At 72.4% G+C, this 21,033-nt stretch carries 17 protein-coding genes and 4 pseudogenes; 10 read left to right on the plus strand and 11 right to left on the minus strand.

Going from position 1 to position 21,033, the window contains the following annotated elements:
• Positions 1-168: 168 nt before the first annotated feature.
• The 3 genes and pseudogenes from ABT360_RS20085 to ABT360_RS20095 all read right to left on the minus strand — a co-directional run.
• Positions 169-579 carry a hypothetical protein gene (locus tag ABT360_RS20085; RefSeq protein ID WP_351817942.1) on the minus strand — a complete coding sequence of 137 codons (411 nt, stop codon included), beginning with the start codon at positions 577-579 and terminating at the stop codon, positions 169-171.
• A gap of 103 nt (positions 580-682) precedes the next feature.
• A complete protein-coding gene (locus ABT360_RS20090) occupies positions 683-2,053 on the minus strand; it encodes a S1 family peptidase (RefSeq protein ID WP_351817945.1) in 1,371 nt (456 codons plus the stop codon).
• Between the two features lie 80 nt (positions 2,054-2,133).
• Positions 2,134-2,223: pseudogene (locus ABT360_RS20095) on the minus strand (DNA-binding response regulator); the annotation flags it as partial.
• 247 nt (positions 2,224-2,470) lie between these two features.
• On the opposite strand from ABT360_RS20095, the gene ABT360_RS20100 reads away from it, so the two are divergent.
• Complete coding sequence (locus ABT360_RS20100; RefSeq protein ID WP_351817948.1) at positions 2,471-2,935, plus strand: SRPBCC family protein; 465 nt, start codon at positions 2,471-2,473, stop codon at positions 2,933-2,935.
• Between the two features lie 273 nt (positions 2,936-3,208).
• Here the strand turns inward: ABT360_RS20100 and ABT360_RS20105 are convergent, their stop codons facing one another.
• The gene (locus tag ABT360_RS20105) at positions 3,209-3,598 is read right to left on the minus strand and encodes a hypothetical protein (RefSeq protein WP_351817951.1); all 390 of its coding nucleotides are present in this window, start codon (positions 3,596-3,598) and stop codon (positions 3,209-3,211) included.
• Positions 3,599-4,025: 427 nt separating this feature from the next.
• Here ABT360_RS20105 and ABT360_RS20110 point away from each other — a divergent pair.
• Positions 4,026-4,672, plus strand: a pseudogene (locus ABT360_RS20110) (formylglycine-generating enzyme family protein).
• Between the two features lie 33 nt (positions 4,673-4,705).
• Here the strand turns inward: ABT360_RS20110 and ABT360_RS20115 are convergent.
• Both ABT360_RS20115 and ABT360_RS20120 read right to left on the minus strand, forming a co-directional pair.
• Positions 4,706-5,347, minus strand: a complete 642-nt coding sequence (locus ABT360_RS20115) for an NADPH-dependent F420 reductase (protein ID WP_351817954.1) — start codon at positions 5,345-5,347, stop codon at positions 4,706-4,708.
• Positions 5,348-5,441: 94 nt separating this feature from the next.
• A pseudogene (locus tag ABT360_RS20120) lies at positions 5,442-6,207 on the minus strand (LysR family transcriptional regulator).
• Between the two features lie 72 nt (positions 6,208-6,279).
• Here ABT360_RS20120 and ABT360_RS20125 point away from each other — a divergent pair.
• The 4 genes from ABT360_RS20125 to ABT360_RS20140 all read left to right on the plus strand — a co-directional run bounded on the left by ABT360_RS20125 (position 6,280) and on the right by ABT360_RS20140 (position 11,650).
• Positions 6,280-6,846 carry a maleylpyruvate isomerase N-terminal domain-containing protein gene (locus ABT360_RS20125; protein WP_351817957.1) on the plus strand — a complete coding sequence of 189 codons (567 nt, stop codon included), beginning with the start codon at positions 6,280-6,282 and terminating at the stop codon, positions 6,844-6,846.
• 151 nt (positions 6,847-6,997) lie between these two features.
• A complete protein-coding gene (locus tag ABT360_RS20130) occupies positions 6,998-9,220 on the plus strand; it encodes a WD40/YVTN/BNR-like repeat-containing protein (protein ID WP_351817960.1) in 2,223 nt (740 codons plus the stop codon).
• 115 nt (positions 9,221-9,335) lie between these two features.
• On the plus strand, positions 9,336-9,584 hold the full coding sequence (locus ABT360_RS20135; RefSeq protein ID WP_351817963.1) for a hypothetical protein: 249 nt from the start codon (positions 9,336-9,338) through the stop codon (positions 9,582-9,584).
• Positions 9,585-9,823: 239 nt separating this feature from the next.
• On the plus strand, positions 9,824-11,650 hold the full coding sequence (locus ABT360_RS20140) for a transglycosylase domain-containing protein (RefSeq protein WP_351817966.1): 1,827 nt from the start codon (positions 9,824-9,826) through the stop codon (positions 11,648-11,650).
• Between the two features lie 9 nt (positions 11,651-11,659).
• On the opposite strand, the gene ABT360_RS20145 is transcribed toward ABT360_RS20140, so the two are convergent.
• On the minus strand, positions 11,660-12,835 hold the full coding sequence (locus tag ABT360_RS20145) for a MalY/PatB family protein (protein WP_351817969.1): 1,176 nt from the start codon (positions 12,833-12,835) through the stop codon (positions 11,660-11,662).
• 77 nt (positions 12,836-12,912) lie between these two features.
• Positions 12,913-14,393: pseudogene (locus tag ABT360_RS20150) on the minus strand (MFS transporter).
• Between the two features lie 677 nt (positions 14,394-15,070).
• On the opposite strand from ABT360_RS20150, the gene ABT360_RS20155 reads away from it, so the two are divergent.
• Complete coding sequence (locus tag ABT360_RS20155) at positions 15,071-15,496, plus strand: helix-turn-helix domain-containing protein (protein WP_351817972.1); 426 nt, start codon at positions 15,071-15,073, stop codon at positions 15,494-15,496.
• An 84-nt stretch (positions 15,497-15,580) separates the two neighbouring features.
• On the opposite strand, the gene ABT360_RS20160 is transcribed toward ABT360_RS20155, so the two are convergent.
• Complete coding sequence (locus ABT360_RS20160; RefSeq protein ID WP_351817975.1) at positions 15,581-16,681, minus strand: RCC1 domain-containing protein; 1,101 nt, start codon at positions 16,679-16,681, stop codon at positions 15,581-15,583.
• A gap of 146 nt (positions 16,682-16,827) precedes the next feature.
• Here ABT360_RS20160 and ABT360_RS20165 point away from each other — a divergent pair, with 146 nt between their 5' ends.
• On the plus strand, positions 16,828-17,706 hold the full coding sequence (locus tag ABT360_RS20165; RefSeq protein ID WP_351817978.1) for a LysR family transcriptional regulator: 879 nt from the start codon (positions 16,828-16,830) through the stop codon (positions 17,704-17,706).
• A gap of 86 nt (positions 17,707-17,792) precedes the next feature.
• Positions 17,793-18,653 carry an aldo/keto reductase gene (locus tag ABT360_RS20170; RefSeq protein WP_351818093.1) on the plus strand — a complete coding sequence of 287 codons (861 nt, stop codon included), beginning with the start codon at positions 17,793-17,795 and terminating at the stop codon, positions 18,651-18,653.
• Positions 18,654-18,665: 12 nt separating this feature from the next.
• Here the strand turns inward: ABT360_RS20170 and ABT360_RS20175 are convergent, their stop codons facing one another.
• Positions 18,666-19,667, minus strand: a complete 1,002-nt coding sequence (locus tag ABT360_RS20175) for a DUF3048 domain-containing protein (protein ID WP_351817981.1) — start codon at positions 19,665-19,667, stop codon at positions 18,666-18,668.
• 72 nt (positions 19,668-19,739) lie between these two features.
• A complete protein-coding gene (locus tag ABT360_RS20180) occupies positions 19,740-20,219 on the minus strand; it encodes a hypothetical protein (RefSeq protein ID WP_351817984.1) in 480 nt (159 codons plus the stop codon).
• Between the two features lie 110 nt (positions 20,220-20,329).
• Between ABT360_RS20180 and ABT360_RS20185 the strand changes: the two genes are divergently transcribed.
• The gene (locus tag ABT360_RS20185) at positions 20,330-21,025 is read left to right on the plus strand and encodes a maleylpyruvate isomerase N-terminal domain-containing protein (protein WP_351817987.1); all 696 of its coding nucleotides are present in this window, start codon (positions 20,330-20,332) and stop codon (positions 21,023-21,025) included.
• The last annotated feature ends 8 nt before the right edge of the window (positions 21,026-21,033 follow it).

Raw genomic sequence — 21,033 nt, forward strand, 5'->3', positions numbered from 1 at the left:
TTGCTGGGCTCGTGACGCCTGGACACCGCACCTCGCGGCGTTGTCGTCGGTCGCCCATGCTCCGCAGTGGCTCCTCCCCCTGCCTTCGGCGGGGGACCCCCACCTCCGCCTTGCGATGCACGGCACCAGACGCCACTCCCTGATCCAGCCTGATCCAAACGAAAGACCCTAGCGCACCCAGACGTTGATGACGGGTGAGACGACTCGCTTGCGGCTGTCGACGAGACGCAGCTTGTTGTGGCCCTTCATGCCGAGCACGACGCGCATGCTGTAGGTGGAGCGGGACGTCGTGTTCATGGAGGCGGGGAGCGAGACCCAGCGCCTGTTCTGCTTCTGCTGGAGGGTGACCTTGCTGCCCGGCCGCAGGCTCTTGACGACGCCGCGGATGCGGAACTGCTGCCACGCTCTCACGCTCTTCACCGTGGCGTTGGCCGACGCGGTCGTGAGTGCGGTGCCGACGACCGCCGGCTTGTTCGGCGCGGACGACGGGGACGAGACCGCCACGGCCGTCCCGACCGAGCCGGCGATCAGCGCGGCGGCGGTGATTCCGGCGCCCCAGGTACGTGCGAACTGACCCATTGCTATGTCTCCCAAGCGTAGGGGGGTGGCTTCAGCGGGCTCACCTTAAGCACGTAGGTCGATAACCGGATTATTCGACACGAACCAGATAATCCATCCAGCGTCACCCCCAATGCTGGGAGTAGTGCGCGCGGAGGTGGTCGCGGTCGGCGCGCTCCGCGAGGAGCCGGCCGACGCCGAGCAGGGCGAGCAGGCTGACGCCGATGACTCCGAGGCCCGGAATGAGCTCGCGCGCACTCACGATCCCGGTGACCGTCCGCTGCCCCGTGCCGCCACCCGGTGGTGCGGCGGCCTGGGCGGGCGGCGCGGCGCCACCGGGGGACGGAGGTGCCGAGGGAGGCGTGGACGGAGCGGCGACGGTGCTCCGGTCGGCCGCGAGGCGCCCGTCGATGACCCGTACGCCCAGCGCGGTCAGCGCCGAGGTCACCGGCTGGAAGAACGTCATGCCTCCCTCCGTGCAGTCGCCATTACCGCCCGAGGTCACCCCCAGCGCGAGGCCTTCCGCCAGCAGCGGGCCGCCGCTGTCCCCGGGCTCGGCGCAGACCGTGGTCGCGATCAGCCCGGTCACCGTGCCCTCGCGGTAGTTCACCGTGGCGTTCAGCGCGGTCACCCGTCCCGAACGCAGTCCGGTGGTGCTGCCGCTGCGGAAGACCTCCTGCCCGACGACGGGGTCGGCCGCGCCGACGACGGGCACGCTGCGGCCCTGGCCGATGTCCACGGCGTTGGTTCCGTCGAAGGCGTCGCGGTCGTCGTAGCGGACGAGGGAGAAGTCCTTGCCCGGGAAGCTGCGGGCGACGGTGGTGCCGATCTGCCCGTCGAGGCCCTGGTCGCCGCTGAACCAGCGGGTGCCCTCCGGGCCGCAATGCCCCGCCGTCAGAATGAAGTTGTCCCGGCCGTCGGTGACGTTGAAGCCCACCGAGCAACGACCGGTTCCGTTGAAGATGGGGACCGCGCCATCGATCCTGGTGGTGAACTCGCCCTGGGTACGCTGCATGCGGACGACATCGCCCGCCCGGTGGGCGACGTCGGACATGCGCGACCAGTCGGTGGCGGAGACGGTGCGGTCCGCGTACACCTTCACCTGGTTGGAGGCGTAGTCCACCACCCAGGCGGTGCCGGGCACCCTGGGGGCCCGCTCCAGGGTCTCGGTCGCTGTGCCGAGGTCCTCCATGCTGTACCGCTTCACCTCGGCCCGCGCTCCCGCGCGGCGGACCTCGGCGGCCGTGGCATCGTCGGTCACCGCGACGACCGGGCGGCCGTCCGCCCCGATCCAGCTTCCGGCGGTACGCGAAGTACCCAGCCGCGCAACGAGATCCGCTGCCACGCCGGCGGGTGGGGCGGCGTCGGCGGCCGTGCGGCCGCCCGTGCTCGTCCCACCCGCCACCGCGTGCGACACCATCAGCCCGCCGCAGAGCAGCCCTCCGACGGCCGCCAGCCTGATGGCCCGCCGGAGGGTGCGCCGCCCGTGCTTCATCCATGGCCCCCAATGCCGTACCGGTGCGAAAACAGAAGTCGCCCTCCCATACGTGCCGCCGCACCGTTCGGTTCACCGGGTCAGCCGCCGCCCGGTGTCACCAGGCCCGTCTCGTGCGCCACCACGACGGCCTGCGCCCGGCTGCCCAGACCCAGCTTGTCCATGGCGCGGAAGGCACCCGCGCGCAGCGTCCCGTACACGTACTCGTCCAGGCCGAAGGTGGCCGGCACCAGGACGGCGTGAAGGTGCTGTTCAAGAACGTCCGGCGCTGAGCCACCGACGGGGGCACCTTCACGCGATCGGACCGGCGCTCATCGAACCGGCACGCATAGATCTACGTGGACGGGTACCCGCACCACCGGCCGACGTGCGCGGCAGGTCCCTGCCGCGCCGCAGACCGGGAACGAGGAGACGCTGATGAGCACGGTAAAGGAAGCTGTCGAGGTCGAGGTCCCCGTCCACACCGCATACAACCAGTGGACGATGTTCGAGGAGTTCCCGAACTTCATGGAGGGCGTCGAGGAGGTCATCCAGGTCGATGACCGCCACAACCACTGGAAGACCAAGATCGGTGGAGTGCGGCGCGAGTTCGACACCGAGATCGTCGACCAGCTGCCCGACGAGCGGATCGCGTGGAGGACCATCAGCGGCGACACCCAGCAGAAGGGTGTGGTCAGCTTCCAGCGCCTGGACGACACGCACACGCGCGTGGAGCTGGTGATGGACGTGGAGACCAGCGGCATGGCGGAGAAGGCCGCAGACCTCACCGGCACGATCGACCGGCGCGTGAAGGGCGACATGCGGCGGTTCAAGGACTTCATCGAAGGCCAGGGCGGCGAATCCGGCGGCTGGCGCGGCCGCATCAGGCCGGGCGACCGCTGACAGGACCGGCACCGGACCCTTCCTCGGCGCGGGCACGGCGCTATGCCGTGCCGGCGGCGCGGCGGTGGTGATGGTGTGAGGCGGTCGCGGGGCCGGAGGGAGACCGGGAACGGAGCGTTATCCGTGTGCCCGCCTCCCTCCGGCCCCTGACGCGTGCCGGGAGGGCGTCCCTCGACGCGGGGCCGTCCGTCGACCCGCCCGTCCGCCGATCCCCGGCCGTCCCTGGGGCCGCTCGGGACGTGACCGTCGGCACGCGGACACAGTCGCGCGGTCTCAGCAGGGCTTGCCTTGCGAGCGCAGCCACTCGCACTGCGTCTCCCCGGACGTTTTGCCACCGTCGTATGCGCGGGGGTCCTTGTTGCCGGGGCCGACGGGCTCGTGCGGCTCGAAGACGCCGTCGCCGTCCAGGTCTCCCCCATGGGGGTCGATCGTGCCGCTCGGGTTCCGGCAGGCCGCCCGGTCGGCCGGATCGGTCGTGCAGACCTTGGCGCGCGTCTCACGTTCGGCCGCCACCTGCTTCTGCACCGCCGTGGCCTGGGCCTTCACCGCATCGGCGAGCGAGGCGCCGGTGAGCTCCAGGGACACCGCGGCAGCCGGCCGGTCGGCCTGTCGGCTCACCTGTTGGCCCGGCTCGGGGCCACTGGAGCCGCACGCCGACAGCATGAACGTGAGGCTCGAGGCCAGGAGAGCCGAGCCTGCGAAGGCGGCGGCCCGGCGGCGGGCACGTGAGGCAAGGGCCAGAAGGACCATGGGACGCCCAAGGAGCGATCGGCGTGGTGGGGTGATATGTACCCTACGGCGCTGTTCGAGATCAGGTCAATGATCGAAGTCCGCCGGACATCCACGGCCGCGGCCCCCGGACTGACCGAGCGTCAGCCCGGCTCGTCGTCGAAGACGCAGGTGACGGCACGGTTCGCCGTGCCTGGCGGTGAAGAAACCGGTCCCCCTCAGTTGCAGCGGGCGGTCGCCGAGGCCGTCGCCGTCCTGGCGAGCCGGTACGCGCCACAATGATCGCGACCGGGCCCTCGGGCGCCGGTAGGATTACGTGATCATGGATGTGAGCGGGGACAGCGAGATGGTGGACAGCGAGATGGTCACCATCCCGGCGGGGCAGGTGACACTGTCGGACCGGCGGACCCGGCGCAGTTGGAGGGTCGGCGTCGCGCCCTACCGGCTGGGGGCGTTCCCGGTCACCCGGGCGGTGTACGCACGCGTCACCGGCCAGCGGCCCGGCGAAGCGCCGCGCGGTGGCCGGCTGCCGGTCGAGGAGGTGTCCTGGTGGGACGCGGTCCGGTTCTGCAACGCCCTGTCCGAGCGGGACGGTCTGGTACCCGCGTATCGCCTCCGTACGGACACCGACGACGTCGAATGGGACACGTCCTGTGACGGGTACCGGCTCCCCACCGAGGCCGAGTGGGAGCACGCGTGCCGTGCCGGTACGACCGGGGCGCGGTACGGGCGGCTCGACGAGATCGCCTGGCATCGCGGCAACTCGGACGAGCGGATCCACGACGTGGGCGGCAGGGTTCCCAACCGGTGGGCCTGTACGACATGTTGGGCAATGTGTGGGAGTGGTGCTGGGACCTCTACGACCCCGAGGTCTACGGCACCTATCGGGTGCTGCGGGGCGGCGGGTGGTTCGACGAGCGCTGGAGCTGCCGCGCCTCGGTGCGGCGCCGCAGCCACCCGACCCTGCGGATCGACGACGTGGGGTTCCGGGTGGCGCGCTCCCTCTGAGGACCGCGCCACCCGGGCCTGCCGGCCATCACGTCAAGAGGGCAGAACCTGAGCAGCAGGGCGGGTGACCACGTTGATGTTGAACGTGTGGGCCCCGAGACCGCCCGCGATGCCCATGAAGAGCAGGGCGAAGTGTTCCTGCCCCCGTGCGGTGGTGATGCCGCCGATGTCCAGCTGGGACGACGGGGGCCAGCCGAGGTCGGTGAGCAACCGGCCGGTGGTCTTCTTCGCTTCGGCGTCGTCGCCGGAGAGGAAGACGGTGCTCGGTCCGTCGAGAACGTCCGGGTCGGTCATGACGGTGGAGTCCATGGTGCACAGCGTCTTGACGACGGGTGTCAGGGGGAAGGCTTCCTGGATCTGTTCGCCCAGGCTGCTGTTGGGGTGCGAGAGTTCGGTGAAGTCGTCGGAGAGGCCGACCCCCACATCGATCAGCAGGGTGCCGGCCAGCGCCGGCGCCCCAATGGAGTGCAGCAGTTCCACGGAGACGGCTCCGGGTGTGGCGTTGACCAGTACCTCCGCGTGGGCGGCCGTCTCGCGCAGTCCCGCCACGGGGAGGCCGAGGTCTGCCCGGTCCTCGGGCCGACGTGAGCCGAGGAGCACATCGTGTCCTGCGGCACTCCAGCCGTGGGCGAGTGCTCGTGCGACGTTTCCGGTGCCAAGTAGTCCTATACGCATGGTGTGACGCTAACTTCCCTGTCGGCGTGGCGAATCCGACCGCGGACCCGGGTGGACCGGCACCAAAGACGTAGTTCTGCGGTCGCTCACCACGTCAGGCGAACGCTGTACGCAGTCGGCCGAGGAGGGCCCTGGCGGCGGGGCACGCCGGGCCGTGCGTGCGCCAGGTGAGGGCGACCCGGCCGCGCAGGGGCGGATCGGTGATCCGCAGCGTCCGCAGCCGCAGGGCCGAGCCGCGTCGAGTGGCAGTGCCGGGAGCAGGGCCACGCCGAGGCCGCGGGCCGCGAGCCGGGCCAGGAGCGACGGGGCGGCGGCCTCGAAGGCGATACGGGGCCGGAAGCCCGCCTCCACGCACGCGCCGTCGAGGACCCCGCGCAGGCCGGTGCCGGGCGGGGGGGGTTTCCGTCCGCGAGACCGAGCAGGGCGATGTCCAGTTCGCCGCGGAGCAGGGCGGCGAGCATCCGTTGCGAGGTGTCCTCGGTGAGGGATATCTCGACCTGGGGGTGGGCGTCATGGAAGTCGGCCAGGACCGCGGCCACGCCGAACTCGTGCGTGGCGGCGCCCGAAACGAGACCCAGCGTGACCTGCCCGCGCAGCAGGCCGGTGAACTCCTCCACGGTCTTGTGCACCCCGTCCGCGGTGGCGAGCACGGCCCGCGCGTAGGGCAGTACGGCTTCCCCCACTTCCGTGAGGGTCACCGACCGGCCGGAGCGGTCGAGCAGCGGCTGCCCGACTTCCTTCTCGAGCTGACGGATCTGGGCGCTCACGCCCGGCTGGGCGAGGTGCAGACGGGCCGCGGCGCGGGTGAAGTTGGCCTCCTCCACCACCGTGACGAAGTACCGCAGCTGCCGAAGATCCATAACTGGTGATTCCAGTGGCGAGAAGAACCCTCTCTCGGACTTATGGCCGGTCCCGGGAAAACCCTGGGAACCATGGAGATCACGACCCGTCGTCGCATCACATCCGCCATCGCGGCCGAACGCAGGGAGCCGGCAGCCCTGTTGGACGCTCTGCCCGTCGCGTCGTGGGACGCGCCGACACTGTGCGCCGGATGGCGCGTACGGGAGGTCGCGGCCCATATGTCGATGGGCTTCCTCCACTCCCTCCCCCGCACGGTCGTCGAACTCGTGAAGGCGCGCGGCAGCCTTCACCGGATGACCAACCGCTGTGCCCGCCGGGACGCGGCCGCCTTCTCCGAGCCGGCGCTCGGCCACGACGTCGTGCACGGCCTGGACATCACCGTCGCGCTCGGCCTCGACCGCCGCGTACCGGAGGACCTTGTCCGTGTGGTCCCGGAGAGCGTCACCCCGCGAAGCGCACGGTTCTTCGGAGCCCGCCTGGACGGCGTCCAGCTCCGCGCCGACGACCTCGACTGGTCCTTCGGCACGGGGAGCCCGCTGTACGGCGCGGCGCAGGATCTCCTGCTGGTCGCGTTCGGCCGGAGACTGCCGCCGGGCCGGCTCCGCGGCGAGGAGCTGGGCCGTTTCGTCTCGGCATGAGGACGGGACGGTCAGGGGCCGTTCCGTCCGCCGTGCACCACGGAGCACGGCCGCCACAAAGTCCGGTGCACGCCCTTCTGTTGCCCTGGTCCCTCTCGTAGCGTCAGCACGGCTTGAGATGACCATGCCCATGACGACGAAGAGGGTGTCCATGCGCAGACGTCTGCTCCACCTGGTCCTCGCACCGCTCACGGGCCTCGCCCTCCTGGCGGCGCCCGTGGCCGCGACGGCGGCGCCACCCGGTCCGCCCGACGTGTACCGGCCCGTCCGGGGGCCCGCCGCACCGGCCGAGTACCGGTACCTGCAGAAGACCCTGCCGGGACAGTCGATTCCACGCCACGCCCATGACGAAGCCGCCGCGCAGGCGCGACGGCTCCCCACGGTGGGCGGGCGCTGGAAGTCCGTCGGGCCGACGAACATCGGTGGGCGGATCGTGTCGCTCGCGCTCGACCCCAAGCGTGCCGACACCGTGTACGCCGCCGCGGCCAGTGGCGGCGTGTGGCGGAGCACGGACGCCGGACAGACGTTCAGCTCCGTGTGGCCGGACGGCTGGACGCAGGCCATGGGGGCGATCGCCACCGCGCCCGACGGCACGCTGTACGCCGGAACCGGCGAACCCAATCCGGGTGGCGGCAGCATCACCTACGAGGGAACGGGCCTCTACCGCAGCACCGACGGCGGCGCCCACTGGCGGCCCATCGGGCTGCGCGACTCCGGGGCGATCAGCGCCATCACGGTGGACCCGGCCGACCCGCGGCGGATCTACGTGGCCGCCGCCGGCTCGCTCTACAACGGCGGTGGTGACCGCGGTGTGTACCGCTCGGACGACGGCGGGGACACCTGGCGGCGGATCCTGGCCGGCGAGAACGGATTCACCGGCGCCACCGAGGTGTTCGTGCAGGGTGACGAGGTGTACGCCGTGCTGTGGGACCACCGCCGCACGCCGGAGCTGCGTACGTACGGCGGGGTCGGTTCCGGTGTCTTCCGCAGCGGCGACGGCGGGAAGACCTGGCAGCGTCTCGGCGGTGGCCTGCCCCCGCGGGGGCCCGACGTGGGGCGCATCGGCCTCGCCGTGGCGGGCGACCGGCTCTACGCCATCGTCAACAGGACGAGCGGCCCCTTCGAGGGCTTCTACACCTCCGCCGACGGAGGGGACACCTGGAGCCGGACCCCGGCGGACGAGAACCTCACCGGGTCCCAGTCGAGCTTCGGCTGGTGGTTCGGGAAGGTGTGGACCGACCCGGAGGACGCCAGGCATGTGCACGTCGCCGGGGTGCCGCTGATGACCTCGAAGGACGCCGGCGCCACCTGGACGTACGACGATTCGACCATCCACGTCGACCAGCACGCGATGGTCTGGGACCCGCGCCGGCCGGGCCGCGTCTACCTGGGCAACGACGGTGGCGTCTACCGGTCCGACGCGAACGGGGACGGCGGCTGGGCCAAGGCCCGCCACGAGCCGTACACCCAGCTCTACAGCGCGGCCATCAGCCCTCAGGACACCTCGCGGATCTCCGGCGGGTCCCAGGACAACGGCTCGCTGCGCTCCTGGGGCGGTGACGGCTTCAACGAGTACCTCGGCGGGGACGGGGAGGAGAACCTCATCGACCCGACGGACGTGGACAAGGTGTTCGCCTGCTACCAGTACGGCAACTGCTTCCGGTCCACGGACGGCGGTGACACCCTCACGTACTTCGCCGACAAGACGGTGTTCAAGCGGCGCAACTGGTTCACGCCCGTGGTCTTCGACCCCCGCGACCCGAAGGTCCTGTACTACGGCTCCGAGGTGGTCAACCGCTCCACGGACGGCGGCGTGACCTGGCAGGCGATCAGCCCCGACCTGTCGGGCGGCCCCGGCCCGGACCCGATCTACACCAACTACGGGACGATCACCTCCATCGCCCCTGCGGGTGACGGCCGGACGGTCTACGCCGGCACCGACGACGGCCGGGTATGGGTCACCAAGGACCTGGGCGGGACATGGACCAAGCTCGCCGAGGGCCGCCCCTGGGTGACCCGGGTCGTCGTCGACCCGGCCGACCCCGACCGCGTCTACACCACCCACTCCGGGTACCGCTCCGGCTCGCCGCTCGCCCATGTGTACGGCAGCACCAACGGCGGGAAGCGCTGGAAGGACCTGTCCGGCAACCTTCCGGACGCCCCCGTCAACGACCTCGTCGTCGCACGCGGCCACCTTCTGTACGCGGGCACCGACCAGGGCGTCTTCGCCTCCGTATCGGGTGGGAGGCAGTGGTTCCGCCTCGGCCGGGGCATGCCTGCCGTCCCGGTGGACGACATCGAGTACGACGCCGGCCACCACCGTCTGGTCGCGGCCACGTTCGGAAGGGGGTTCTACGAGCTGACCACACCCTGAGGAGAGGGTGAGCGGGAGGGGGCGAAGGGCGGGCCGTGTCGTCGGCCCGCCCGGTTCGTTGCACATTCCGGCCGCTGAATTCGGCCATTTCCCCCCTCACACCCAGGAGCACGTCATGTCCCGTCACCCCCGCACCCGTCTGATCGCCGTCTGCGCCTCGATCGCGGGCGCGAGCGTCGCCACCGTCACCCCGGCGGTGGCCGGGGAGCAGCCGCCCGCCTCCGTCGGCGCGCCCATCGTGACCGACCTCAACACCACGGGACCGCTCAGCACGTCCCCCGACTCCCCGGGGCAGGCGTCCCCGCTGCCGGTCGGCGGCAGCCTGCTCGGCGGCCTGCCCGCAGGCCTGCCCCTCGGCAACTGAGAGCCGGGCGCCCCTCCCCCACGCCTGCCTGAACGGGTGGCTGCCGTGTCCCGTAGTAGGGGACGAGCAAGTCACCCGTACGGAAAGGGGGGCGATGAGCCGTGCTGCGTCGCTGGGGGCGGAAGGCGTGGGTCCCGCGCGGACTGCCGGGAAGCCCGCTGCCGGAAGGCCGACCGGCGGTCGGCCCGTCGCCGACGGGCCGACGGCCGGCGAGAAGACCGGCGGGAACTGGCCGCCGGTTGCGGATCGACTACCCGCGGCGGGGCCGCCGGGGGGCGCTCCGGTACATCCCGTCATGGCGCCAGGCGCTAGGCCTCGTACTGTTCGGCTTCGCCGCGCTCGCCGCCTTGGTGGGCCATGTGTACTCCACGGTGCAGATCACCGATGTGAACGCCTACGCGCGGGCCGAGGCCAATGTGTACTACTGGGCGGACGGCACCCAGATGGTGAGTGTCGGGCCGGTCAACCGGCAGAACGTGCCCCTGTCCGACATTCCGCCGTCCCTGCAGAACGCCGTGGTCGCCACCGAGAACGCCACCTTCTACAGCGACCCCGGGTTCTCGGTGCGCGGCCTGGCCAGGGCCGTGGTGAACATGGCGCGCGGCCAGGAGGTGCAGGGCGGTTCCACCATCACGCAGCAGTACGTGAAGAACACGTACCTCACGCAGGAGCAGACCCTCGACCGCAAGCTGCGGGAACTGTGCCTGGCGGTCAAGCTGTCCAGGTCGCTGTCCAAGCAGGAGATCCTCCAGGGCTACCTCAACACCAGCTGGTTCGGCCGGAACGCCTACGGTGTGCAGGCCGCGGCGGTGGCCTACTACGGCATGGACGCCAAGGACCTGGACCCCTCCCGCAGCGCCCTGCTGGCGGCGCTGCTCAAGGGCGGTGAGCTGTACGACCCCTCGCTGAGCGAGGCCCACCACCGCCGGGCCGTGGAGCGATGGGCGTACGTCCTGGACCGTCAGGTGGAGCTCGGGTACATGTCGGAGGCGGAGCGGGCGAAGTACACCGTCTTCCCCGAGCCCCGGCCGGAGTCGGTCTCCACCAACCTGTCCGGCCAGATCGGCTATCTGGTCGACGTGGCGAACAAGTACATCAAGAACCGCACCGGGCTGACGACCGAACAGCTGGGACGCGGGGGGTACCGGATCCGGACCACCTTCGACAAGCGGGAGGTGGACCGGCTGCGGGCGACGGTGGAGGAGGTCCGGCAGACCTCGCTCGACCCGGCCCGCCGGATCGCCGACCGTGACGTGGAGATCGGCGCCGCGTCGATCCGGCCGGGCGACGGGGCGGTGCTGGCGCTGTACGGGGGGTCCGACGCGACCAAGCACTTCACCAACAACGCCGACACGGCCGGTGTGCCGGTGGGTTCGGCCTTCACACCGTTCGTCCTCGCGGCGGCGCTGCAGCACGGGGTCGGTTCCGTCGACGACGCGCCTCCCGCGCTGCGCCAGGCGCTGGCCCGGGGCGACAGCGGTCTCTACACGCGGCTGGGCGAGGCCGTGGGGCTGCGGAAGGTGCGTGATCTCGCCGTCGGTTCCGGCCTGTTACCGCTGAGCATGGCTCCCCTGGAGCCGTCCTTCTCCACCGGAACGTCGACCCCGAGCGCGATCAGGATGGCGGGGGCGTATGCCACGTTCGCCGCCGAGGGGCGGCAGACCGACCCGTACTCCGTCACCGCGGTCAGCCATCTGGGCACGCCGCTGGAGGGGCTGGAGCGGCCCGACGCGCGGCAGGTGCTGGACACGGAGGTGGCGCGTGAGGTGTCGGAGGCGCTGCGGGACGTGGCCGTGGATGTGATGGCCCCCGACGCCATCCGTGCCCTGCCCCCGGTCTCCGCGGGCCGGACCGGTGCCGAGGACCAGGTCCCCGCGTCCTGGTTCGTCGGCTACACCGGCCGGTTGTCCACGGCCGTCACGGTGTTCCGCAGCCGGCCCGGTACGGAGGGGCTGCTGCCCATGAACGGAGTGGGCGGGAGCGAGTCGGACCGGGCCGATTTCCTGCCGCTGCGGGTGTGGTCGACGTACATGACCGGCTCCCCGGCGTCGCGTGAGGCCGAGTAGGGGCGGGCCTCACAGGGCGTCGGCCATGCGCCGTACCGCTTCGGTGAGCACCTCGGGTGAGGTGGCGAGGTTGAGGCGGGCGTGGCCGGCGCCCCCGGTGCCGCACGGCGGGCCGGGGTGGAGGGCGACTCTGCCGCGTTCGAGGAAGACGGCGGCCGGGTCGTCGCCCAGGCCGAGCGCCCGGCAGTCCAGCCACGCCAGGTACGTACCGTCCCCCGGCAGGTGGCGTACGCCGGGCAGGTGCTTGGCCAGGAGGTCGGCGAGGAGCCGCCGGTTCTCGTCCAGCCCGTCCAGCAGGGCGTCCAGCCAGTCGCCGCCGTCCCGGAGGGCGGCCGTGTGGGCGATGACGCCGAGGTGGCTCGGCCCGTGGCCCACCTCGGGCGGCATCGCCGCCAGGTCGGCGGCGGCGGCCGGTCCGGCCACCGCGAGCGCGGCCTTGAGCCCGGCCAGGTTCCAGCCCTTGGACGCGGACATCAGGGAGAAGCCGCTGTCGGCGCCCGGGACGCTCAGGTACGGCACGAACGGCACCGTGCGGGACACGACGGGGGCGTGGATCTCGTCGGCGACGACGCGTACGCCGTAGCGGCCGGCGAGCGCCGCCACCGCGGCCAGTTCTTCGGCGGTGTGCACGGTGCCGGTCGGGTTCTGCGGGCTGCACAGCAGGTACGCCGCGCGTCGCCCGCCCGCGACGGCCTGCCGGAACGCGTCCTCCAGTACGGTCAGGTCGATCCGCGCCCGCGCGTCGAGCGGTGCCTCCACGACACGGCGCTGCATGTGCTCCACGAACAGGTAGAACGGGTTGTAGACGGGGCAGTTGACCACGACCGCGTCACCGGGGCCGGTGATCAGCTTGAGCACCTCGACGATGCCGAGCATCACGTCGGGTACGAGCCGGGTGCGGTCCACCGCGAGCGTGGGCCAGCCCCACCGCTCGCTCGCGAACGCCGCCAGCGCCTCGGCGTAGCCCGTCCCGGCGGGGTAACCGGTGTCTCCGAGGGCGACCGCGTCGGTGACCGCCCGGGCCACGGGCTCGGCCAGCGGCACGTCCATCTCGGCCACCCACAGGGGCAGTACGTCGTCGGGGTACGTACGCCACTTCACGCTGGTACGGCGGCGCAGCTGCTCCAGGGAGAGCCGCCGGAGCGGGTTGGGATCCTCGGGCGAGCCGTGCGGTATCTGCTCCATGCCCCGCGATTCTAGGCGGCGGGCGGCGATTCCGCCGGGGTCCGCGGAGGCCCGCCCTGCCGGTGCGCGCGGCCCGGTCACACACCGCCCGGGCCCAGCCCGCCCTTGAGGCGCTCGATGTCGGAGGGGCGCACCTGGATGACCAGGAGGGCGATGACCGCCGCGACGGCGGTGAAGATGGCCGCGACGATGAACGCCGCCGAGACCCCGGACGTCAGGACGTGATCGGCCCAGGGCGGCGGTAGCTCTCCGGTGCGCTGGAAGCGCAGGCGCTCCACGGGTTCGCCTGGGAAAGGAAGGCGGGCACCTGCTTCTCGGCCTCGTTGGCGCTCGCCGTGCCGAACACGGTGACCAGGATGGACAGTCCGAGCGAACCGCCGACCTGCTGGGTGGCGTTGAGGAGTCCGGATGCCGCGCCCGTCTCATGCGTGGGGACGTTGGACAGCGCCATCAGGGTGAGGGAGACGAACTCCATCCCCATGCCGAGGCCGAAGACCAGCATCGGCCCCAGCACACTGCCGAGGTAGGTGGAATGCACATCGGTCAGGGTGAGCCAGGCGAGGCCCGCCGCCGCGAGCAGTCCTCCGGTCACCATGAAGGGTTTGGGTCCGTAGCGCGGCAGGAGTTGGGAGGCCAACCCCGCCCCGACCGCGATGATCGCGCTGACCGGCAGGAAGGCGAGTCCGGCCTGGAGGGGGCTGAAGTCGAGGACGTTCTGGACGAACAGGGTCAGGAAGAAGAACATCCCGAACATCGCGGCGGCGAGGCTGAGCATGATGGCGTACGTGCCGGAACGGTTGCGGTCGGCGAACATGTGCAGCGGGGTGATCGGCTGTCTGGAGCGCCGTTCCACGAGGACGAACGCCACGAGGATCACCACGGCCGCGGCGAAGGACGCCACGGTGAGCACATCGCCCCAGCCGTCCTGCGCGGCCCGGATGAACCCGTAGACCAGCAGGACCATGCCGAAGGTGGAGGTCAGCGCCCCGGTGATGTCGAAGTTCCCCGGGTGGCGCTCGGACTCCTTGATCCATCGGGGTGTGGCCAGGACGATGAGCAGCCCGATCGGTACGTTGACGAAGAGCACCCAGCGCCAGTCGAGCCATTCGACGAGCATGCCGCCGGCGAGGAGCCCGATGGCGCTGCCGCCCGCGGAGACCGCCGCGAACACACCGAACGCCCGGTTGCGCTCCGGGCCTTCCCTGAACGTCGTGCTGATCAGGGCGAGGGAGGTCGGGGAGGCGATGGCCCCGCCGACGCCCTGGAGGGCGCGGGCGGCGAGGAGTTGCCCGGAGTTCTGTGCCAGGCCGCCCAGCAACGAGGCGAGGACGAACAGCAGCAGCCCGAAGACGAACACCCGGCGGCGCCCGAGGATGTCGCCGGCACGGCCACCGAGCAGCAGCAGGCCGCCGAAGGTGAGCGTGTAGGCGTTGACCACCCAGGAGAGGTTCGTGGTCGAGAAGTTCAGCGAGCTCTGGATGTGCGGCAGAGCGATGTTCACGATGGTGATGTCGAGGACCACCATCAGCTGACACGAGGCGATGACCACGAGGGCCATCGCGTTGCCGCCGCCCCGCTCGGGGGTGGTGGTCCGGGGTGCGGGGGTCGGCTGCGGTACGGTCATGGCGCATCCCTCACCGGAGGGTCAGCGGTCGGTTCCGGAGCGTCGGCAGGGCCGGCTCCGTCCACTGTTCGACCGTAAGGCCGGCACCTGAACCGGACCACTCGATCACGTGTCCGGTGGGCGCCGTCCGCGCGCGAACCACGGGCGCCGCGGTCCGGGGCCGGGCAGCGGCTCGGTGTTGTGCACGATCCGGGCCGGGCCCTGGGCGCCGTCCCGCCGGAGGTCCTGGCTGCCCGGGACCGTGGAGGGCGGTGACGTTCACCCCTGTCGGCAGGCGCGCGGCGGGCGAACCCGGCCGCCAGGCGTGTTCTGCCCTGCCCGCCCGGTCACCGCACACAGGGAGCCTCGGGCCCGCGGTCCCGCCCGGTGAAGTCGGCCACGCGAACCGGGCGTTGTGCATCCGGCTCGGCAGCTCACGCGGGGACGCGGCGCCGGGGGGCGGCGGTAGGGAGCCAGTCCGTACAACGGCATGGGGCCCGCTCCCGGGCCGATCCGTCACCCCCCGCCCCCCCGCCCGCCCCTGTCCTGACGGCCAGTTCACCCTCCCCGTACGGCCCGACGCGGGAAGATTCCACCGAGGGCTGAACGCCACTCCCGTCCGTACGGGAGCCGTGCGGTGTCCACGCTCCTACTCTGGAGCGGTGAACAACCACATACCCAAGGAGCCGCTCTGGCGGCACATCGTCGGTGCCGTCCTGCGGCGCGAGCGCCTCGCGCAGGGACGCACGCTCAAGGATGTGGCCGACGTGGCCCGGATCTCGATGCCCTACCTCTCCGAGCTGGAACGCGGCCGCAAGGAGGCTTCGTCGGAAGTCCTCGCGGCCGCCGCCCACGCCCTCGAACTGGGGCTGGCCGATCTCCTCGCCCTCGCCCAGTCCGATCTCGCCCGTCTCGCCCGGACACGGTCGGCGACGGGTCGCGTCGCCGCCGCCGTGAGCGACGGTTCGGCGGTGAGCGAGGTCAGCGTCCGGCGGGCGAGGCCGACCGGGGCACCGCGGCCGAGCGCACGGCAGGCCCGGCTGAGCCTGGCGGCCTAGGCGCAGCGGGACGGCAGCGGGCGGCCGCGCCTCGTACGCGACCACCGGGCACAGAGCCACCTGGGCTCTCCCGCGCCCGCTCCCCTATCCACCGACGTGTTCCACGAGGGCCACGGTGTGGGCCCATCCTGCGGCGAGGGAGCGGACGCGGCGCTCGGGCCGACCGCCGGTCAGGTCGAGGGGCGCCGGTCCTGAGCCGTCCTGGCGGTCGTCGGGGGTCAGGCCCCAGGTGAGGCACTGGTGCGGTCCGGACGGCCCCCGCGGGGCCAGCACGGCCAGGTTGTGCCGGTAGCCGGCCGCCACCCGCTCCACGTGCTGTACGCGGGGGACGGTGACCGGCTCGGCGGGGTCGTGCTCCGGGTCGAGGCCCAGCTGCCCGCAGTGGTTGTTGCCCCACGCCCGTACGCTGCCGTCCTTCAGCACGGCCAGGGTGTGGTGCCATCCGGCGTCGAGGGACGTCACGTCGGCGAGGCCGCGGACCGGCACGGGCGTACGGCGCTCCTCGTTGGTGCCGTCCCCTAGCTGACACCAGTGGTTGGTGCCCCAGGCCCGTACCGTCCCGTCCGCCAGCAGGGCCACGCTGAAGTAGCCCCCGCCGGACACGGCCGTGACGTCGCCGAGGTCGCGGACGGCCACCGGTGTGCGGCGTTCGTCCTTGCTGCCGTCGCCGAGCTGTCCCCGGTTGTTGGAGCCCCACGCCCGGATGGTGCCCTCCTTCAGCAGGGCGAGATTGTGGCCGCCGCCCGCCGCGACAGCGACGACGTCGTGCAGACCGGGCACGGGGACGGGCACGTGGTGATCGTGCCGGGTGCCGTTGCCGATCTGTCCCCAGTCGTTGGCACCCCAGGCCCGTACCGTCCCGTCCGCCAGCAGCGCCACACTGTGACCGCCGCCGGCCGCGAGAGCGGTGACACCGGTCAGGTCCGGCACGGCCACCGGCCGGCGGCGGTCCTGTCGCGTGCCGTCGCCGAGCTGTCCGTAATGGTTGGCGCCCCAGGCCAGGACGGTTCCGTCGCTGGTGAGGGCCAGCGTGTGGTGGGAGCCGGCCGCGACGGTGACGACGGCGTGCCCGATGTCGTGCAGGGCCGCCGGGGTGCCCCGTTCACCGCGTGTGCCGTCACCGAGCTGGCCGCAGTGGTTGACACCCCATGCCAGGACGGCACGGCCGTCGGGTCCGATGCTCATACGAGGCTTCCCTCCCGGTCTCGCTGCTCTCGCAGGGAGCCGTCCCCGTACGGCGCGCGCAGCTGCTCCCCTGGCGCCATGGATCACCCGCACGTGGGGGCATACGGAGGCGTGTCCCTAGACTGCCTGACGTGGAGCTTCGGCATTTGGAACATTTCGTGGCCGTCGCCGAGGAGCGCAACGTCACCCGGGCCGCGGCGCGACTGCACCTGGCGCAGTCGGGGCTGTCGGCGTCGGTGCGCGCCCTGGAGCGGGAGCTGGGGGCGGAGCTGTTCGTCCGTACGGCGCGTGGCGTCGACCTGACCGACGCCGGCCGGGCGCTGCTGCGGGAGGCCCGGCGCACGCTGGACAGCGCGGCCGCGGCGCGTGAGGCGGTCGCGGCGGTGCAAGGCGTGGTCGGCGGGACGCTGCGGGTGGGGACCGAGCAGTGCATGGGCGCGGCCGACCCGTTCGGCAGGCTCGTGGAGTTCGGGGCGCGGCATCCTTCGGTGGACGTGCACGTCGAGCAGGCAGGGTCGGCCGTACTGCTGGAGCGGTTGCGGCAGGGCCGCCTGGACGTGGCGTTCGTCGCCGGGCCGGGCGATACGGCGGGGCTGCGGCTTCGGGCTCTGGCGCGGGAGCCCATGGTGCTGCTGTGCGCGCCGGGACACCGGCTGGCGGGCCGGCGGGAGCCGGCGGCGCTGGAGGAGCTGGCGGGCGAGGTGTTCGTGGACCTGCACCCGCAGTGGGGTTCGCGCCAGGTCGCCGATGCCGCGTTCGCCGCCGCGGGGGTGCGGCGCGGCATCGCGATGCAGCTGGACGATGTGCACAAGCTCCTCGAGGTGGTGGGGCACGGTGGGGCGGTGGCGTTCGTGCCGCGTTCGGTCGCGGACAAGGAACAGGCCCGTGGTCTGCGACGTCTGTCGCCCGCGACGGACATCGCGTGGGAGGTGGCGGTGGCGTGGCCCGCGCACGCCCGCCCCTCGGCTGCCGCGCACGCGCTCCTTGCCTCGCTGCACGGGGACGGCGGCGATCAGCCCGGCTGATGGCTGCCATCACCAGCCTGTGTTGGACGGCGCCGGGGCCGGGCGCCGAGGCTGGAGCGGTGACTGTGACACGAACCCACCCCGCCATGCCGGCCCGCCGTATCGGATCCGTGGAGGTGAGCGCGATCGGCTTCGGCGCCATGCCGCTGTCCGTCCGGGGACGGCCTGACGAGCGGCAGGCGCTCGACACCCTGCACACGGCGCTGGACGCCGGAATCACCCTGATCGACACGGCCGACGCCTACCACCTGGACACCGGTGATCCCGGCCACAACGAGTCGCTGATCGCCAGGGCGCTTGCAGCGTACGGGGGCGACACCTCACACGTCCTGGTGGCCACCAAGGGCGGCCACACCCGCCCGGACGGCGCCTGGGCGCTGGACGGCTCGCCGGAGCACCTGCGCCGGGCGGCCGAGGCGTCGCTGCGGCGGCTGGGAGTGGAGGCGATCGGCGTGTACCAGTACCACCGCCCGGACCCGGCCGTCCCGTACGCGGAGTCCGTCGGTGCGCTGAGGGAGCTGTGCGACGCGGGGAAGGTGCGGGCGGTGGGTGTCTCCAACGCCGACCCCGGCCGGATCAGGCTGGCCCACGACATCCTGGGCGAGCGGCTCGTCGCCGTGCAGAACCAGTTCTCACCCTCCTTCCGCAGCAGCCTGCCGGAGCTGGAGCTGTGCGAGGAGCTGGGGTTGGCGTTCCTGCCGTGGAGCCCGCTCGGCGGCATGGGCGAGGCGGGCGCGCTGGGGTCGCGGCACCGCGCGTTCCACGAGGTGGCCGGTGAACTGGGCGTGAGCCCCCAGCGGGTGTGCCTGGCATGGATGCTCGCCCTGTCGCCCCGGGTCGTCCCGATCCCCGGCGCCCGCCGCCCCGGGAACGTACGGGACTGCGCCATGGCCGCCGGCCTCGCGCTGTCGCCGGATCAGCTCGCGCGGCTGAACGCGACGGGGTGAGGCGCGGGGCGGTCACCGGCCCTTGAGCACGATCCAGACCTGTCCGGGGGCGAAGGTGAGGGGCTGCCCGGCGGGGGTGGTGAAGGTGGTGCCGCGGTCCGCCGCGGGGCGGCTCCACCGTGCTTCGTGGCTCCTGCCGTCGCGCAGGACGAGGGCGGTGCCGGATCCCACGGTCTCGGTGTACGGGGTGACGTTGCCGCCCCGGTCCCGGAACCGGGAGGGGCGGACGTCGACGTTCTGCACGACGACCGTCCGGGCCGCCGCCCGCCCGTCGTCCGTGGTGCGGGCGGGCGTCCCGTCGATGGCCACGAGCCACCGCTTGTCGGTGTCCGACCAGGTGAAGGTGAACCGTGCCGCCGGGTAGCGCACGGTGTGCTCGTTCACCTGCTTGCCGCCCACCGGCGCGGCGCCGAAGCGGAAGCCGATGTCCTTGGCCTTGTCGGCCTTCGGGACGGCGGCCAGGGCGCGTTCGGGCCGGACGTACAGGTTGTGCGGGGCCGGGCGGTCCTGGCCCCGGAAGTACGCCCGGGGGACGTCGCCGGGGGTCAGGGCGAACAGCGGGGCGGCGTTGATCAGCGGCCGGAGCGCGGACTGTTCGCCGGAGTAGGCGAGGGCGGGGCGGCCGAACTGCCGCAGCAGTTCCAGATCCGATTCGCGTGCGCTGCGCACCGGCCCGACCGTGCGCGGCGTCTGCGACGAGTAGATCGCGAGGAGGCGGGTCTGCCCGGCCTCGACCTGCTCGACGTAGACGATGTCCGCCGCGCCCAGACCGGTGTGGGGCCGTGCCGGGGGGACGTTGTCGATCTTGACGGCGAGCACCGGAGCGGGCTTGGCCGCGAGCCCCGTGAAGGGCGAGATGCCCTGGGCGGGTGGGCTCTGGGGGGTGGAGGCCCTGGGCGACGGCTGGGGGGCGGGTGCGGGTCCCGAGCACGCGTAAAGGCCGGCGGTCATGGCCGCGGTGATCACCACGGCGACGGCTGCACCGGCCGGTACCGACTTGCGCTTCGCACCCATCGGCCCTGCTCTCTGCCTGCCTCAAGTGGACCACGAAAAGCAGCGCTGAAACAGATCCGTACCCAGTTCACTTCAGGGCATTGCCCCGATGCTCCAGAAGTGGTATGCGACCGCACCCGCGACGCACAACAGGACGGCCCAGGAGCCCACAGCCGTGTGCCGCCCCTTGCCCTGGGACCGGCGGGGCTTCTTCGGCCGCCGGGGCTTCGCCGTCTTCCGCCGGGCGCCGTCCGCGGTGCCGCCGACGCCGGCGGCGGCTGCCTCGGCGGCCGTCTCGGCGAGCAGGCGCCGGCATGCGGCGGCGAGCTCCGCCGTACCCGCGGCGAGCGGCATCACCGCTTCCGAGCGAGCCGGGGCGGTCGTCCCGCCGTCCAGGATGCGGCCCGCCCGGAGGAGTATCTCGTCCCTGCCACCGGCGGGGGCGAGACTTATCCAGCGTTTGACGTGCTCGCCACGGATGACCACTCCCCCGGACCGCTCACGGTAGACGGTGTGCTCCCGCCACAATACGGCCGCCAACTCGCTCGCCGCCTCCCGCAGTTGCGCACTCATGCGCCGCCCCCTCCTCCGTACGCCGATGACACAGGCACCGCACTCTAACGTCAGGTACACACCAACCCGGCGCCGGGTTCCATGAACCCGGTCTGCCGCACACTGGCGTCATGACACGTGTCGACAACCCCACGAGTCCGAACGGTGTGCTGCACGCGGCGTACGAAGCCTTCATGGCCGCCGTCCGGGAGATCGACGACGAGCGCTCCTGGGCACCGACCGGGTGCACCGGCTGGGCCGTGCGCGACCTGGTGTTCCACTGCCTGAGCGATGCCCAGCGCGCACTCAACGCCCTGCACACCCCCACCGACGCCCCGCCCGACCGGGACGCCGTCAGCTACTGGGCCGACTGGCGGCAGCAGGACGCCGAGGGCAAGGAGCGCGCGGCGCAGGGCCGCCGGTTCGCACGGACGGTCGCCGGGATGTTCCTGCACTTCGGGCAGTTGCGCGAGCTGTACCTGGAGACGACGGCGGCCGTCCTGCACGCCGCCGACCACGCCGATCCGGCGCAGCACGTCGTCACACAGGGGCACGTCCTGAGCGCGGGCGATCTGCTGCGCACCCTCGCGGTGGAGGCGACGATCCACCATCTCGATCTGGGCGTCCCGCCCGACGGTCTGCCCGGACCCTCTCCCGAAGGGCTCGGCGAGGTCCGCCGCACCCTGGACGGGCTCCTGGGCCGTCCCGTCCCACTGCCGTGGGACGACGGGCATTACGCCCGCGCGGCCACCGGCCGAGCCGCGCTGACGCCTGCCGAACGAGCCGCTCTCGGCCCGGACGCGGCCCGCTTCCCCCTCTTCGGATGACGTCGCCC

The sequence above is a fragment of the Streptomyces sp. NPDC000229 genome, from assembly GCF_040300825.1.
Lineage (GTDB): Bacteria > Actinomycetota > Actinomycetes > Streptomycetales > Streptomycetaceae > Streptomyces.

Excerpts from the sequence above, each read along its gene's own strand:
- ABT360_RS20085 (WP_351817942.1), bottom strand. The coding sequence starts at position 579 with ATGGGTCAGTTCGCACGTACCTGGGGCGCCGGAATCACCGCCGCCGCG.
- ABT360_RS20090 (WP_351817945.1), bottom strand. The coding sequence starts at position 2,053 with ATGAAGCACGGGCGGCGCACCCTCCGGCGGGCCATCAGGCTGGCGGCC.
- ABT360_RS20100 (WP_351817948.1), top strand. The coding sequence starts at position 2,471 with ATGAGCACGGTAAAGGAAGCTGTCGAGGTCGAGGTCCCCGTCCACACC.
- ABT360_RS20105 (WP_351817951.1), bottom strand. The coding sequence starts at position 3,598 with ATGCTGTCGGCGTGCGGCTCCAGTGGCCCCGAGCCGGGCCAACAGGTG.
- ABT360_RS20115 (WP_351817954.1), bottom strand. The coding sequence starts at position 5,347 with ATGCGTATAGGACTACTTGGCACCGGAAACGTCGCACGAGCACTCGCC.
- ABT360_RS20125 (WP_351817957.1), top strand. The coding sequence starts at position 6,280 with ATGGAGATCACGACCCGTCGTCGCATCACATCCGCCATCGCGGCCGAA.
- ABT360_RS20130 (WP_351817960.1), top strand. The coding sequence starts at position 6,998 with ATGCGCAGACGTCTGCTCCACCTGGTCCTCGCACCGCTCACGGGCCTC.
- ABT360_RS20135 (WP_351817963.1), top strand. The coding sequence starts at position 9,336 with ATGTCCCGTCACCCCCGCACCCGTCTGATCGCCGTCTGCGCCTCGATC.
- ABT360_RS20145 (WP_351817969.1), bottom strand. The coding sequence starts at position 12,835 with ATGGAGCAGATACCGCACGGCTCGCCCGAGGATCCCAACCCGCTCCGG.
- ABT360_RS20160 (WP_351817975.1), bottom strand. The coding sequence starts at position 16,681 with ATGAGCATCGGACCCGACGGCCGTGCCGTCCTGGCATGGGGTGTCAAC.
- ABT360_RS20170 (WP_351818093.1), top strand. The coding sequence starts at position 17,793 with ATGCCGGCCCGCCGTATCGGATCCGTGGAGGTGAGCGCGATCGGCTTC.
- ABT360_RS20175 (WP_351817981.1), bottom strand. The coding sequence starts at position 19,667 with ATGGGTGCGAAGCGCAAGTCGGTACCGGCCGGTGCAGCCGTCGCCGTG.
- ABT360_RS20180 (WP_351817984.1), bottom strand. The coding sequence starts at position 20,219 with ATGAGTGCGCAACTGCGGGAGGCGGCGAGCGAGTTGGCGGCCGTATTG.
- ABT360_RS20185 (WP_351817987.1), top strand. The coding sequence starts at position 20,330 with ATGACACGTGTCGACAACCCCACGAGTCCGAACGGTGTGCTGCACGCG.